Origin of the sequence: Paenibacillus sp. PsM32 (assembly GCF_030433815.1) — a bacterium.
Classification (GTDB): domain Bacteria; phylum Bacillota; class Bacilli; order Paenibacillales; family Paenibacillaceae; genus Saccharibacillus; species Saccharibacillus kyungheensis.
In genome coordinates this window covers 247,058-261,102 of the sequence record NZ_JARUWY010000006.1, presented here as the reverse complement: position 1 = coordinate 261,102, position 14,045 = coordinate 247,058, and the positions used below count along the sequence as shown (strand labels likewise).

The following is a 14,045-nucleotide window of genomic DNA, read 5'->3' as shown; positions in this document are numbered from 1 at the left end:
TTATATGTTTATATTTTGAAGGAGGAAATACAGTTGAAAAACTTCGGAACTGACTTATTACATATCGGAATAGGGTTAGTTATTTTATTTGCTGTTCTGTTTGTAGGGTATTATATTTTTAGTCTTATGACACGCTACAACGATAATCAGCAGATTGCAGATGGTAATCAAGCGGCGGGTATGTATATGGGTAGTAAAATGTTAGGATTATGTATTATCGTTGGGCTGGTATCGATTAATTCTGATGCATGGATAGATGTATTGATCTGGTCAGGCGTTGGTATTGTGATTCTGTGTCTGGTGTATCTAGTATTTGATTGGGTAACTCCTCGTACCAAAGTCTGTGAACAGATTGAAAAAGGCAATATGGCGATTGCTCAATTGTTACGTTCTTTGATTATCGGGATTTCATTTGTGATTGGAACATTTGTGATGTAATGAATCAATAAACTGGTTAAATCATAAAAACAGCTTTCTTCTCTGCTTTATAGGCAGGTAGAAAGCTGTTTTTATTTGATATGATAGGCTACATCTATTCGTAACTACATTTTAGGAAGCTGCTCCATAAGAACCGTTTTTGTATGTCGTTGGATCATACCATTTGTAACCTGCTGCTGGAGCTGCCCAAGGTTCAGCTTGTGGCTCTGTAGATGTAGCAGGTGTCTCGATAGAGATCAATGATGTTGGGCTATCTAACGTCAACCCTGATACTTGATTTAAGCTGGTATAGCTTTCTTTAACAGCCAACCATCTTACCGTCTGTACCAATAACTTCGCATCATCGACTTCTTTGTATCCATCATAAGTTGTCTTTTTAGCGCCTGTTTCTTCACGTAAATATTTAGGAGAAGCATCTTCTACTGGCGAAGAATCACCGATAAAGGCAGCTTTCCCTGCGCCTACTTTAGAAACCGCTGCATAAGGACCTTCTGCACGTCCACCGCCATTGTATACGCCTTGATCGACAGCATTATTCCATTTGGATACAGAAGACGGTAGATATACGATACCTTTTGCTTTGGTCGGATCTAGAATAGCAAGTGTTGATCCTGCATGCATCGCTACAGAATTTACACCAGCTGTAATGCCGAACGCTTGTGATGAAGCAACGATATCATTGGCATTCACATCACCTAGAGCGTTGTAACGGAAACGAATACCAAAGTTCGTACCCAACCAGTCGGAACCACTCACACCTTGCATCGCTGGTGAAGCTGCTTCTTCTGCACTCATTCCTTTTGCCGGGTTACTGTAAGCACCACGACGGTATCCGTTGATTGCTTCTGATCCATCCCAGCGATTTTTGTTGCGGTCTGCATTATAGTGATCGGCAATAAAGAAAATACTACCGCCGCCTTTTACATATTGAAGCATAGCTGCTTGTTCTGTTGATTTGAAAGGAACGTTAGGCTCAGCGATAACGAATACATCGTATCCTTTGAGCTTATCATACGTGATCGCTTGCTCTCCAAATGTATACGGTATTGGACGAGTAAGCGCATCTACTGTAAATCCGTCTGCTTTGAGTCCATTGGCAAAGTCAGAGAATCCACCATCGATTACCCAATCTGCTGCACCGGCAGTTTGAGCATGCGTATTATCGAACAATACTTTTTTACCTGTTCCATTAGGAAGAGGCGTATCTGTTCCTGGTTCAGTAGGAGGTGTCGTTGTACCACCATCTAAAGTCACAGACGTTGGATTTTTAACACCTGCAAAATTGTTATATGCACCAGCTGTACCGGTAACAACAATCGTTTTGCCAATTAGACTTGGATTGCTCTGTAAACCGAACTGCGAGCGGAAAGAGCTGCTTAATTGCACATCTACTAATTTACTAGTTGTACGTTCACTGCTGCTATCTGCGATTAGCACGTTAAAATCGTTAGCAAACGGGCTTGCAAAATCACCTGTAGAAGCTCCTGAAGCATGTCCAACCACAATCCCTTTAACTGTAATCGTAGAGCCACCACTTTGAGCTTGAATCGCTTGTGCAACCGTTAATGTTGTTGCCGCTTCAGCTACCGGACGATACCCACCCAATAAAGAAATGAACATCAATAATGCTGTTAAAAGCACTACTGTTAACCGCTTCGTGACTACCTTATGCATATAACAATTCCTCCTTTGAATAGGTAGAGACAGAATGACTATTCTGATTCTCTTATTATCATAATTCTATTTTGTCTATCTAATTCCTCTTTTATGTAAATTTTTAATTAAAAGTAAATTAAGCAAGAGAGAATGCTGTATATAAAGCAAAAAATACGACCTCCATATACTAAGGTCGTATTTCTATTTTTTTTACTTATAAAAATATTATCTGGATCTAAAAAGGTCTAAAAAGCTCAAAACTGAGCAAGGCAGGAGCGGTTGCGTCCTTGCTGTTTGGCTTCATATAACGCTTGATCGGTTTTTTCTAACAATTCATCCCACAATAACGCCGGGTACATGCCAATGCCTATCGAGATTGTAATATGAATGATTTTACCATCCGGTAGTACAAACTTTTTCTTTTCCACATTGGTGCGTAACGTCTCGGCAATAATTTTGGCTTCAGTTAATTGGCAGTATTCTAGCCAGACAGCAAATTCTTCTCCACCTTTGCGAGCTCCATAATCTGTACTGCGAATACTTTGTTGAATCACGTTAGCCAACTGAAATAGCACTGCATCTCCTGCCGGATGACCGTATTCATCATTTACTTTTTTGAAATGATCGATATCGATAAATAGCAAAGAATGTGCCATATCTGTTTCTTGATGTTGTAATTGCTCGAACTTGTGCTCAAATGCTCTTGGATTATATAAGCCTGTCAAAAAGTCGAATTGAGCTTCTTTGCTTACTTTTTCAAATAATTCATTATTTTTTCGTAAAGATCGAGTAAGCATAAAAATAAATAAAGTCGCTGCGGATTCCACGATAATAAATACAAACACTTTATCAATTTCATTTTTGCCTAATACAATACTGAGCGAGATCATAGCAATAATCGTCAAAGCAATTCCTGAGTATAACCATTTTCTATAAAAACTAATTTTACGTGAAAAAATCCATGAAGCTGCGATACAGAGAGTTGCCGCATTGGCCAAGCCCAATATTGCACTTAATCCAATCGTCGGACTTAATATAATTCTGGTAATCATAATAATAATCGTTGTAATAATTCCTGCTATACTGCCACCCATACTAATCGACAGAACGATCGATATCTGGCGCAAATCCAGTAGTACATTATCTCCTACTGGAAATGTAAATTGCATTAGTGTAGCTCCTAACAAACCAAAAAATAATCCGATCCATTGGCGCTTTATATACGTACTTGTTTTGAAATGAGCATTCAAATAATTCAATAACATACTTCCAAAAAAAGAAAATGTAGCTAAAATACAAAAATTCATAAATAAATCTTTGAACAACATTTGTTCACGTCCCTCTGACTACGGAAATAATAAGTATATCTATATACATCGTCAGTCTGAAGAATTTATTAAATAGGCTAAATTTATTATTTTAGTGTGCAATACAAAACTGATTTCTTCCGCCTTTTTTAGCTTCATACAAAGCACGATCGGTTTTTTCTAACAACTCGTCATCAGCATATAAAGGATAAAACCCTATTCCAAGCGACACTGTCATTGATACCGTTCTGCCGTCAGGAATCACAAACTTGTGCTCTTGGATATTTTGGCGGATCGTCTCTGCCCATCTGATCGCTTCTGCATGCTCTTCTACATGTTCAAGAATAATTGCGAATTCTTCTCCACCTTTGCGAAAACAATAATCAAATGAGCGCACACTGCTACATAGCACTTCAGCAAATTGAGCCAGCACCGCATCACCAGCAGAATGACCGTATTGATCATTAATCACTTTGAAATAATCGATATCTAACAATAGTAATGAAAAAGGAATTTTCTTTTGCTGACTTAATTGATTGTATTTATATGTAAATCCACGATAGTTGTATAACCCTGTCAAAAAATCAAATTGAACTTCTTTACTCATCGCATCATAAATCTTGTTATATCGTCGTAACCGTTCGATCAGCAAATAAGTAAATATAAACGACGAAAAGAGCACCACAATAAATAAAATCAGTGTCGTCTTTTTTGAAAAGCCAGTCCATAACAGAAAAATAAGCAATGAATTCAATGTCGATAACAGTGCAGTCATAAACCATTTGTAACGAAAAGAAGGCTTAGTTCGAAATACGAAATAGGCAATTACAAATGTAATACAGGCATTAGCTATTCCTAGAAAAGAAACACCAGTAATCGAAGCAGAAAACCATAAGCGAGCTATTGAAATCAGAATAGTCGTAATAATGCCAGCCATGCCACCGCTTAATACAGTAGCTACAATAATAGGAATTTGTCTCAGATCAAGCAATGTTCCATTATCTAATTTGAATGTGAACTGCATTTGGACGATACCAAATACCCCTAGAAAAACCCCTGTTAACATCTTAAACGCAAATGGACTGATACGTGGATTACTACGCACATTGCGAAAAAGAGCATTACCAAAAAATAAAAAAGTAGAAATGATACAAAAATTAATAAACAAGTCTTTTATGATCATAAATACAGTACCCCTTTTACTCTAAATCACGATTGATCAATAGGTTATCTATTCTTGAGAGCAAAAGGCTTGATCGCTGTATTCAGCTCTATTCAAACTAAGATTGCCCATTCAATTAAGTTACTGTCTTTTTTACTTTTGTTAAGCATAAGACAATCTGACATGAAAATCACTTCAAATTTGTCTTTTTTTACTTTACAATCTAAAAGGTTTTCGATAAAATGTCCAATAGACCAATCATCCTACCTTTAGGAGTGAACATTATTTTTAATAAATTGGAAAAGCAGTCGTTGGTAGATCAAGTCTATGCTCAGATTGAACAACGAATCAAAAATAATAGTTGGGCGATCGGAACACGAATTCCCAAAGAAGCTGAACTGATGGAGCAATTTGGCGTTAGTCGCAATACGTTGCGAGAAGCGATTCGTGCGCTTGTACATGTCGGTCTATTATCAACAAGACAAGGCGATGGAACCTTTGTAATAGCAAATAGTGAACTTCATTCGGTATTGCAAAAGCGGGTACAGCACTCCACTGTTGTTGAAATTCTAGAAGTACGTCATGCTCTAGACCGAGAAGCTGTAGCTCTAGCTTGCCGCAGACGAACCGATGATGATCTACAACAAATGGATCATTATGCTAATTTGTGTCAGCAACATATGGATGCTGGAGAGATTCCACAATTTGTAGAAGCAGACTTTAAGCTACATCAAGCTATTACTGCGGCTTCATATAATCAATTGCTGATCGATCTGTATGCTCATCTTTTTGAACAAATTCAAATGTCGATTACCAGTACTACTGTGCTCAATGATTCTTATTGCACAGGGCATCGTAATTTAATTCAAGCGATTCGTGAACAACATAGTGAACAAGCGATGTTGATCGTTGATGATTATATTACTTATTTTACAGATCGACTTCAGTCGCTAGATCACTCTTCGTAGTATCAAGCGCATATTAGAAAGGTCAACGCTTATGAATTACCAGGCGTTGTAGAAAGGACTATAGAAATGAATCGTCATTCGTTGGAGACTGCGGAATCAGGGTTATCCCTGCGTAATCCGCTTTTTTTATTGATTTGTATTTTGTTAACAGCTCTTAATATGCGTAGTCCAATTACAGCTATTAGTCCATTGTTGGATCTTATCCGACAGGACTTCCCTGTATCTAATGCAATGGCTGGATTTTTAACAACGATCCCGTTAGTCGCTTTTGCGATTTTATCTCCTTTTGTCGCAAAAATGGCAGGCAAATACGGAATGGAACGCATTATTATCGTATCGCTGATGGTATTAACTCTTGGTGGCTGGTTACGTCCATTTGGTGGATTAACTATGCTCTTAATCGGTACCTTTTTGACCGGTCTTGCGATTGCAATCGTCAATGTTATTTTGCCTGGAATGATCAAACGTGAATTTCCTTTTCGTGTCGGTATTATGACCAGTATCTATTCAATCTGTATGAATGTATTTGCCGCTACTGCTTCTGCGGTTAGCTTGCCTTTAGCCAATGCAGGGCTCGGTTGGAAAGGTTCGATCTTGATCTGGACTATGCTTGCAATGGTCGCTTTGATCTTATGGATTCCGCAACAACGTTATAATCAACCCGCCAAATTGCTAAAACATACCGCTCATGCTACTCGCAGTGTATGGCGTTCGCCTTTGGCATGGAAAATCACGATCTTTATGGGTATGCAATCGATGATATTCTATGTATCTATCGCTTGGTTACCTGATATTTTGCAAGAACAAGGGCTGACCAATATCCAATCTGGATATATGTTATCTTTAATGCAATTTTCGATGTTGCCATTTAACTTTATTATTCCTATTCTAGCCGCGAAGCTCAAAACACAGCGTCCTCTTGTTTTATTTACAGTCATGCTGTACTTGATTTCACTGCTTGGTATTATTTTTGTTGATGGGCACTTATGGTGGACGGCTATTTGTTTGATTTTGCTAGGGATTGCAGGTGCTTCTTCATTCAGTCTATCTATGATGTTCTTTAGTCTACGCACACATACGGCTACCCAAGCGGCTGATCTATCCGGTATGTCCCAATCTATCGGTTACTTGCTTGCGGCTTGTGGCCCAACGCTTTTCGGGATATTGCATGATATCACTGGCAACTGGAAATTACCGCTCAGTCTGCTGGTCATTGCTACCTTTATTATTTTGTATACCGGAATGATGGCAGGCGGTAAAGGCTTTATCCATCCTGAAGAAAAACCGGCTTCTGCCAGCTAATTAAGCATAACCTGTGTGATTATCCTCAAATTCGGGTATGTTTAATAAGAGATCAGATTTAAAGGAGGAGCTAAATAATGACTACTGATTTAATTTCAGTGAAGAAGTTGAACAATGGTGTAAATATGCCCTGGTTTGGTCTAGGTGTATGGCAGGTTGAAGATGGTAATGAAGCAATTGATTCGGTAAAAGCTGCACTTAAAAGCGGTTATCGTGCAATAGATACAGCTGCTGCTTACGGTAATGAAGAAAGCGTCGGCAAAGCAATCAAAGAATCAGGGATTGCTCGTGATGAACTATTTATTACTTCTAAAGTATGGAATAAAGATCAAGGTTATGAATCTACCCTTGCTGCTTTTGAACAAACGATGAAAAAATTAGATCTAGACGTATTGGATCTATATTTGATTCACTGGCCTGTTGCAGGTAAATATAAAGACACTTGGCGTGCTATGGAAAAACTATACAAAGACGGACGTATTCGTGCGATCGGCGTAAGTAATTTCCAAACTCATCATTTGGATGATTTGTTAGCAGATGCTGAAGTGGTTCCTGCGGTCAATCAAGTTGAATTCCACCCGCTATTAACGCAATCTGAATTGCTTGCATATAGTGAAGAAAAAGGAATCCAATTGGAAGCATGGTCTCCACTCGCACGCGGTAAATTATTTGATAACGAAGTGATCAAAGAGATCGCTGATAAATACGGTAAAGAGCCTGCTCAAGTTATCTTGCGCTGGGTACTGGATAAAGGTGTAGTCGTGATTACGCGTTCTGTTAAAGAAAAACGGATTGCGTCTAATGCTGAAATCTTTGATTTCAAATTGACTGTCGAAGAAATTGATCGTATCAGTGCGCTGAACAAAAACGAGCGTACCGGTCCAGATCCAGACAACTTTGATTTCTAAATCACTGATAAAAGCTTGAATGTACTGCTATTACAGCGGTACATTCAAGCTTTTTTTTGATACAAAAAAGCTTCCGACGAGTGCCGGAAGCATAAGAAGAGCGAAGTAGCTACTTACTACTTAAATGACTTTTTCAGTATAAGTGATCAACCTACAATTGAACTACGAGTGCCTAGTAAAGCTTGCTTGAGATGGTTGTATTGATTAAGTATGGAATCTACTCTTCTAGACTGGTCCAATACGCGGCGATCGTGAAGGTCGTAAAACTGCACCATTTCATTAAGTTCCCGGCGCTCTAGTTCTATCGATTCCTCAATCTTTTTTAGATGTTCCAAGAAACTCACCTCCTACCGCGGTATCTTATATAAAGCGTGATAGTGAAAACCATTCTTTTCTCTGAATCTTCTACAATCATGGTCTTCACTATTATAGTACTAGATGCAAATAGAGTACTTTCTAAGAATTTTACCAAACGATTCCTAATTCTACCATATCAGATTTACACGTACTTTAGATTATAAAGTGAACGATTGTCACCAGATTGCCTTATGAACCGAAATGTCCTGAACGAGCTACTTTTGTTTTTAAATATTTTTCATTAAATTCTGAAATGTCTCCCCATAACGGCACACGTTCTTTCACTTCAGCACCAGAGCGTTGCAATGCTTCTAATTTGCGAGGATTGTTAGTAATCAATGTCACAGGCAATGTACGTAAATGATTCAGAACTGCAATAGCATCATCATAATTACGCATATCATCTTCAAAGCCAAGTTCCAAATTCGCTTCTACTGTGTCTAATCCTTGTTCTTGCAATACATAAGCCATTGCTTTACTGAACAGACCGATACCGCGACCTTCGTGATTAGCTAGATAAAATAAAGCACCTGATCCATGAGCGGCAATCATTTTCATCGACTGCTTCAATTGGAATCCACAATCGCACCGTTTGCTGCCAAAGATATCCCCTGTATGGCAAATGCTATGCATACGAATCAAAGCGTCAGGAGATTCTTTGAAATCACCATACACCAATACACTGGACTGTTGCGCTTCTGCTAAATTAGAGGAAGATAACATTTCAATAATTGCTGCTTGATCATATTCACCTTCGCCACAGAGATTACCTGGCATACTGTCACAGCGCAACCAGCAATACCACTGGAATACAACTGTTTCATTATCCAAATTGACAGGTAAACGAATCGGGCCGACCAAATATATAGATTTATCAGCGCTTGGTACAATCTTAATATGATCTTGCAAAGCAGCTGTAATTTTAGGATTAATCATGGTTATTACCTCCAAAGTCCGTATGTTGGATCATAGATATTATTGTAAGATACGTTGTATTGAATGATATGGATTATATGCCTTCATGCTGGAAAGATGCAAATTGCGCACGAAAAGCAGCTTCTTTGACAAATTGACTATCCAGTTCAGCTCTAGTCTCCGCACGACGAGCTTGTTCGAATTCTTTTAACCGGTTAGCACTCCAATTGCGTGTAGCCAGTGCATCTATAATAATCGGTGTTAAAATATGAGCATCTTGCATCGCACTGTTCACACCAATCGCTCCGGTCGGGCTAAAGGTATGAGCAGCATCGCCCATAATCACCAGTCCATCTTGTACCCATGTATCGCAGACACAGCTTTGTACTTTGAGTAATACAAAATCTTCCCACGATACGATATGCTGTTCTACGATAGATTGTAATTCAGGAAAAGCTTCTGTCAATGAACGCACAAATGGTTGAAACGGTGTTTTGCGTAGTTGAGGATACGTATCCTGCGGAATATTCCAACCGATTTGGATATAACCGCCTTCTTGGCTGAACAGCGACAATTGCGCATCTTGTGCCAGTGCCATACGTACTGTAGGCGGCCATTGTTCAGGTGCAGGAATACGTGCCCATAATAGATCGAATCCGTGTTTTACGATATCTGCATGAATCCCGGCAAGCTTACGTACAGAAGAATAGCGTCCATCGGTACCTATAACGATATCACTATGGATCACTAATTCTTGTCCATCATGTCGTACTTTAACACCGTTAACATTACCATACTGCTCGTCTTTGATCAGATCAATAACAGTGGTATTCATCATTAATTCGTAGTTAGGGTATACAGAAGATTGGTCTAACAGAACCTGTAACAGATGTTTTTGAGGAACATGAATCCCTGTATGTTGTTCTCCAGGTGCAGGTTGAATCGTTTTGATGATTTGACCATGTTGAAAATATTCTACACGTTCCATAAGCAACAGCCCTGCTTCACGCACTTTTTCATAAAGCCCGTATTGCTTCAGAATCTGCTCACCCTGTGTATTTAAATGTTCACCACGGAACTCTTTATCAATATGGTTATGCCGTTCTAACAGTATGACGGATATCCCTTGTGTAGCCAGCAAATAACCTAACAATGCACCACCAGGACCTGCGCCAACAATACATACATCTGCCACTTTTTCCATTGTGTACTTCTCCTTACCTTGCTTTTCAGTAGCTTTATTTATCACAGCTTCAATAATAATATTTATTAGTTACTTTTAATAAGTTAATTATATTTAAGAGAATAATCATTGTCAACTTTTGCTTATCATACTCGATCACCTATACATTTTACGATATGAAAAAAGCTAGAGCGACGCATGCCCTAGCTTCTTTATCGGTTGAACATTACAAATTAATTTGAGGTTTCTGGGAATTTAATCCACTTTTTAAACCTTCGATATCTAATCCATCTGTAGCAAATGCTTGCCGTACCAGCAACGGTTGAATAAATTCATCGTATTTGCCCATATAAGGAGCTTCTTCTTCTGCCAGTAATTGCTCAGGATTCTCGATCCGTTCACATTCTGCGATAATCTCAGCTTCGATCTCAGCAGCATCTGCTTGACCGGATACGACAAAATAGTAAGGCTCTAGCGGTGTTACTGCTCGTAGCCCTAGACGCTCGGATAGATTATGCTTGAGCAATCGTTCCAATGTACGGAATGACTTGCTACCGACCCATGGTAAAACAAAACAGGAATCTCCGCCAGCAGGTAACACGATCTTTTTGAGCAAATCGGTTTCTCTTGCTAATCGGCGTGCTCGTTCTAATCGAGTTTTGGCTTGAGGGGCTAGATAAGGATAATGATCATTGGATGCTAAAATTTCGCGAATCTTCTGCATAATCATGGTATCGATATCACCACCTGCACCAAGCCAGAGCGTATCCACTTTCCCTTTCGAAGATTTGACATAGACTGCCCGATGGCGACTGTCGATCTCTTCGACTTTCCAGAGCTTGCCTGCCAGTGAAAAGCAATAGCCCGGTGGTGGAACAGTCGTAATCGAACCGATTTCTTCAGATCCATTATAGACAGCATGTTCTTCATCGTCTTTGAATACGGCATAGAAGCGGAAATTGTTGACGATTTTTTCTCCGGCTAACCCGATAATTAATGTGCCTTCTTCGGTATATTGAAGATGATCCAATTGCAATAAGTATTGAAGAAACGATTGGTATTGCTCTGCACTAAAATGGCGAAAAGGCGGTAATGTTAAAATAGCACGCGCCAATTCAGCAGGCTCTGCTTCGCCCATACTTTTGAGTATACTCATCGTCTGGTGATACAGAATGCCGACAGGCAATTTGCGTGCACTGAAAGGCTCTACCCATTTCTGCTTCACATACAATTCAATGACTGCAATCGCTCGTAACATAATCCAGGGCATACGTGCAGGTAATTGCGCTTCTTCATCTTCTTCTTCCGGACAGACAAAGATCATTTCTGATACAGACCCTTCACGTCGCCCTGAACGTCCTAATCGCTGAACAAAGCTAGAGCATGAATAAGGCGCACCTAATTGAATAACACGCTCTAATTCACCCAGATCGATGCCCAGTTCAAGTGTCAGTGTCGCCGCCGCTACAGCAGGGCCGTACCCTTCACGTAGAGCTGCTTCGGCTTCTTCTCGTAACAATGCCGAGATACTGCCATGATGTACATGAAAAATATCCGGTTCTTGACGCTTAGCAGCAACAGCTCTCATTTCGAGCGTCATATACTCCGCATCTGAGCGACTATTGGTGAAGATCAGTGCTTTTTTATGATGGGTCTGGTCATAGATAAAGTTATGATACGCTTGTTGCGCATATTCTAATTGTTGAGCTTGTTCTTCATTTCGAGCATTGGGAAATGAAAAGTGTTCAATACTCAAACGCAATTTACGATTGCCTTCCGGTGATACAATCTCAACCGGTTGACCTGTACCTGCGGCTAACCACTGGGTCGCACTTTCGTAATCGCTTAGGGTCGCAGATAATCCGATTCGTTGTGGACGACAGCCACCCATACGCTCAATACGGGACAATTGTGAGAGTACTTGAATTCCCCGATCGGCTCCCATAAAAGCATGCACTTCATCGACTACAATATAACGAAGATCACCGAATAGCGCTGGAATCGAATTGGGACGGTTCATCAACAATCCTTCCAGTGACTCCGGTGTAATTTGTAAAATGCCAGAAGGGTTTTTCATTAATTTGGTTTTCTGTGATTGAGGAACATCGCCATGCCAGTGCCAGACCGGAATATCCGAATCACGCAAAACCCCTTTAAGCCGTTCAAATTGATCATTGATCAATGCTTTGAGAGGCCCTATATATAAAATGCCGACCGATTTGGACGGATGCTCATGTAATGCGGTTAATGCTGGAAAAAAAGCAGCTTCTGTTTTACCAGAAGCTGTACCGGACGCAATCAGTAAATGATGGGATGTATCCAAAAGCACCCGACAAGCTTCTACCTGTGCTTCACGCATTTCTTTCCAACCACTACGATACATATATTCCTGAATAAATGGAGCCAACCGATAAAATGGATGATTTCTACTCATAGATCAAACTCCGCCAAAAAATCATCGACTTCATCTTTAGGCGCAGGTGTAGGTGAAGCTGATCCTCCAGCTGGTGTACGCTGACTGGATGCTGAGTTAGGCAATGCATCAGGATCAGCAGCATATCCACCGCCATGCGGATTGGTCGGCGCTGTCGCTAACTGCCCTAACAATTCATCAAACGATAATTCTTCATTAAAATGAAGCGTATTAAGCAAATCAACAAAATCACGTACCACTTCACGCGGAGTCAGCAATTCTTCTGCCCCCATGCGTGAGACAGCAATTTGCATAAAAGCGACCAGTTGATGTTGCTCTAATGTCGATCCATATTTGTGATGCTGACTATGAATATCACGTAACTTTTGTAGCATTAATAATATTTCTTCATGCGATAACATTTCTAGTCGAATCACAGGTCCTGCAAAGTTTTTGGTTCCACTGCTACCGAACCGACTTTCAGATAAACGGGAACGTAAAGCTTCATAGCTATATAATCCACGACGCGGGTCTTCGACAAACTGCGGTGTGCCACCGATAAATACACCCAGATGCCCTGCTTTACCTTGCATCGTATCGTTAAAGATCGTTAACAGCTTTTCATAATTACTTTGACGGGATACACTATTAGAAATTTTGTATAAATTAACACCTTCATCGACAAATAATAGCAATCCTTGATAACCGATACGAGCAGCAAATTCTGCCCATAATTTCATATAATCATACCAACCGTCATCATCAATAATCACACCTACATTTAATTCACGTCTAGCTTCGGTACGGGTCGGATATTCGCCACGCAACCAGCGTAGTGCCGATTGTTTGAGCGTGTCTTCACCCAAGCGAATCCCTTGCCAGTACGCCGATAACACTTTGGCAAAATCAAATCCATGCACCCAGCCTTCCATTTCAGACGTTACTGAATGAATACGGCGTTGCACTTCAATCCCTATAGATGGATCGTCTGCAGATACATTATTCTCTTCCATCACTTGTTGTTGAAGGGTCGATATCCATTTCTGTAACATCGATTCAAGCGCTCCACCGTCTGGACGGGTACGAGTCGATAGATTGGTCATTAATTCACGATATGTGCCAAGTCCCTGACCTTTGGAACCAGTAAGACGGCGTTCAGGAGATAGATCGGCATCTGCGACCACAAATCCGCGATCCATTGCATAATTACGGATCATTTGTAGTAAAAAGCTTTTACCACTACCGTATCGACCTGTGATTAATTTGAAAGCCGCTCCGCCATCAGCTACATTATCCAGTTCACGCAAAATAGATTCTACTTCATATTTACGACCAACCGCTACATGTTCCAGACCGATACGGGGAACAACTCCTGCCGCAAAAGAGTTCACTAATGCAGTGGTGATCCGTTTGGGAATTTTAACTTCATTCATTTT

General features: G+C 40.1%; 12 protein-coding genes. 4 read left to right on the top strand and 8 right to left on the bottom strand.

Going from position 1 to position 14,045, the window contains the following annotated elements:
- Window positions 1-33 precede the first annotated feature (33 nt).
- The gene (locus QCD85_RS14070) at window positions 34-438 is read left to right on the top strand and encodes a DUF350 domain-containing protein (RefSeq protein WP_273614592.1); all 405 of its coding nucleotides are present in this window, start codon (window positions 34-36) and stop codon (window positions 436-438) included.
- A gap of 111 nt (window positions 439-549) precedes the next feature.
- On the opposite strand, the gene QCD85_RS14065 is transcribed toward QCD85_RS14070, so the two are convergent.
- The 3 genes from QCD85_RS14065 to QCD85_RS14055 all read right to left on the bottom strand — a co-directional run bounded on the left by QCD85_RS14065 (window position 550) and on the right by QCD85_RS14055 (window position 4,584).
- Window positions 550-2,112: a DUF6359 domain-containing protein gene (locus tag QCD85_RS14065; protein WP_301262998.1), complete on the bottom strand. Its 1,563-nt coding sequence runs from the start codon at window positions 2,110-2,112 to the stop codon at window positions 550-552.
- Window positions 2,113-2,348: 236 nt separating this feature from the next.
- Entirely contained in the window at window positions 2,349-3,353 is a 1,005-nt protein-coding gene (locus QCD85_RS14060) for a GGDEF domain-containing protein (protein WP_301262997.1), read from the bottom strand.
- Between the two features lie 160 nt (window positions 3,354-3,513).
- Entirely contained in the window at window positions 3,514-4,584 is a 1,071-nt protein-coding gene (locus QCD85_RS14055) for a GGDEF domain-containing protein (RefSeq protein WP_301262996.1), read from the bottom strand.
- 263 nt (window positions 4,585-4,847) lie between these two features.
- On the opposite strand from QCD85_RS14055, the gene QCD85_RS14050 reads away from it, so the two are divergent.
- From QCD85_RS14050 to QCD85_RS14040, 3 genes are all read left to right on the top strand, one after another.
- Entirely contained in the window at window positions 4,848-5,531 is a 684-nt protein-coding gene (locus QCD85_RS14050) for a FadR/GntR family transcriptional regulator (RefSeq protein ID WP_273616216.1), read from the top strand.
- A 66-nt stretch (window positions 5,532-5,597) separates the two neighbouring features.
- Window positions 5,598-6,833, top strand: a complete 1,236-nt coding sequence (locus tag QCD85_RS14045) for a CynX/NimT family MFS transporter (protein ID WP_274171171.1) — start codon at window positions 5,598-5,600, stop codon at window positions 6,831-6,833.
- 77 nt (window positions 6,834-6,910) lie between these two features.
- Complete coding sequence (locus QCD85_RS14040) at window positions 6,911-7,741, top strand: aldo/keto reductase (RefSeq protein WP_301262995.1); 831 nt, start codon at window positions 6,911-6,913, stop codon at window positions 7,739-7,741.
- A gap of 146 nt (window positions 7,742-7,887) precedes the next feature.
- Here QCD85_RS14040 and QCD85_RS14035 read toward each other — a convergent pair whose 3' ends face one another.
- The 5 genes from QCD85_RS14035 to QCD85_RS14015 form a co-directional block, all read right to left on the bottom strand.
- Complete coding sequence (locus tag QCD85_RS14035) at window positions 7,888-8,076, bottom strand: aspartyl-phosphate phosphatase Spo0E family protein (protein WP_273614586.1); 189 nt, start codon at window positions 8,074-8,076, stop codon at window positions 7,888-7,890.
- Window positions 8,077-8,287: 211 nt separating this feature from the next.
- Window positions 8,288-9,034 carry a GTP cyclohydrolase II gene (locus tag QCD85_RS14030; protein ID WP_273614585.1) on the bottom strand — a complete coding sequence of 249 codons (747 nt, stop codon included), beginning with the start codon at window positions 9,032-9,034 and terminating at the stop codon, window positions 8,288-8,290.
- A 73-nt stretch (window positions 9,035-9,107) separates the two neighbouring features.
- Window positions 9,108-10,217, bottom strand: a complete 1,110-nt coding sequence (locus QCD85_RS14025; RefSeq protein ID WP_273614584.1) for an FAD-dependent monooxygenase — start codon at window positions 10,215-10,217, stop codon at window positions 9,108-9,110.
- Window positions 10,218-10,422: 205 nt separating this feature from the next.
- Window positions 10,423-12,630: a DEAD/DEAH box helicase gene (locus tag QCD85_RS14020; protein WP_274171173.1), complete on the bottom strand. Its 2,208-nt coding sequence runs from the start codon at window positions 12,628-12,630 to the stop codon at window positions 10,423-10,425.
- Entirely contained in the window at window positions 12,627-14,042 is a 1,416-nt protein-coding gene (locus QCD85_RS14015) for an ATP-binding protein (RefSeq protein ID WP_301262994.1), read from the bottom strand. The genes QCD85_RS14020 and QCD85_RS14015 overlap by 4 nt, the downstream gene beginning before the upstream one ends.
- Between the last annotated feature and the right edge of the window lie 3 nt (window positions 14,043-14,045).

Coding starts and splice junctions, on each gene's coding strand:
- QCD85_RS14065 (WP_301262998.1), bottom strand. CDS start 2,112: ATGCATAAGGTAGTCACGAAGCGGTTAACAGTAGTGCTTTTAACAGCA.
- QCD85_RS14055 (WP_301262996.1), bottom strand. CDS start 4,584: ATGATCATAAAAGACTTGTTTATTAATTTTTGTATCATTTCTACTTTT.
- QCD85_RS14045 (WP_274171171.1), top strand. CDS start 5,598: ATGAATCGTCATTCGTTGGAGACTGCGGAATCAGGGTTATCCCTGCGT.
- QCD85_RS14040 (WP_301262995.1), top strand. CDS start 6,911: ATGACTACTGATTTAATTTCAGTGAAGAAGTTGAACAATGGTGTAAAT.
- QCD85_RS14030 (WP_273614585.1), bottom strand. CDS start 9,034: ATGATTAATCCTAAAATTACAGCTGCTTTGCAAGATCATATTAAGATT.
- QCD85_RS14025 (WP_273614584.1), bottom strand. CDS start 10,217: ATGGAAAAAGTGGCAGATGTATGTATTGTTGGCGCAGGTCCTGGTGGT.
- QCD85_RS14020 (WP_274171173.1), bottom strand. CDS start 12,630: ATGAGTAGAAATCATCCATTTTATCGGTTGGCTCCATTTATTCAGGAA.
- QCD85_RS14015 (WP_301262994.1), bottom strand. CDS start 14,042: ATGAATGAAGTTAAAATTCCCAAACGGATCACCACTGCATTAGTGAAC.